The 1104-nt window shown below is 51.6% G+C and carries 2 protein-coding genes; both read left to right on the forward strand.

The window, feature by feature from the left end; genetic code table 11:
* The coding region (locus tag TX77_RS10580; protein WP_044505075.1) for an S-layer homology domain-containing protein at window positions 1-749 on the forward strand (749 nt) is incomplete at its 5' end.
* A gap of 94 nt (window positions 750-843) precedes the next feature.
* The coding region (locus tag TX77_RS10585) for an SLOG family protein (protein WP_044505076.1) at window positions 844-1104 on the forward strand (261 nt) is incomplete at its 3' end.

Below are 1104 nucleotides of genomic sequence, written 5' to 3' on the forward strand. Positions count from 1 at the left end.
CCGGCGGTAAAGCAAGGATCAGCATTCCATATACTCTTCAACCGGGAGAAGACAGCAATGCTGTCGTTGTCTATTACGTGTCGAAGAGCGGTGAATTGATTCTGGTGCCTAACGGCCATTTCGACGCATCGACCGGGAAGCTGCAATTTACGGTGGGCCACTTCTCCAGCTATGGAGCGGGCTACCATGCGCCTAGCTTTACGGATATCGGAAAAAGCTTTGCGCAGTCTGACATCATCTATCTTTCTGCTCGTAATGTAATCGGCGGGGTTAGTGCGGATCGCTTTGAGCCTAAGTCACAGCTGACCCGTGCAGATTTCACGCTTCTTCTTGCTCGTATGTCCGGAGAACAGCTTGGCGGCTACGCGACGGATCGTTTTACTGACGTGGCTAAAACGGCTTATTATGCGCAATCTGTTGCTTGGGCCGCAGACAAAGGAATTGTTGGCGGCATTAGCGAAGGCAAGTTTGCGCCTGGTGACAGCATCACTCGTGAGCAGATGGCAGTTATGCTCGTTCGCTTTGCGGCATTAGCCGGACTGAAGCTGCCGGAGCAGGCTTCATCGGTTACGTTTGCCGATCAGGCGAAAATATCAGCTTTTGCCAGTGATGCAGTCCGCACCGTTCAGCAAGCTGGTTTCATGAACGGCAAAGAGCTTGCAGGCAGCCGTTATTTTGCTCCACAGGATCATACAACTCGTGAGGAAGCGGCAAAGCTGCTCGCGTCCTTTATGAAATTGCTGGCTTAATCTGCCGGACGGAACATATATTCTCTGACGCCAGGGCTGCTGTCCTGCTATAGTAAGTAGCAAAGACAGCGATAGAAGGGCAGTGGCCGGCCGGATGAAGAATGTGCTCGTAACGGGATACCGTGCGCATGAGCTGCAAATTTTCGATCAGAAGCATCGGAACATTGAATATATTAAAAAAGCGATTGAAAGCAAGCTGCTTCCGCTGATCGAAGAAGGGCTGGAGTGGATCATAACACCGGGACAATACGGCACCGACCTATGGGCCTGCGAGGTAGCTATTGAGCTTAGGCGCCGTTATCCGCGGTTAAAGGTATCGATTATTACCGCATTCAGCAACCAGGAAGAGCAGTGG

The sequence above is a fragment of the Megasphaera massiliensis genome (genome assembly GCF_000455225.1).
Taxonomy (GTDB): Bacteria; Bacillota; Negativicutes; order Veillonellales; family Megasphaeraceae; genus Megasphaera; species Megasphaera massiliensis.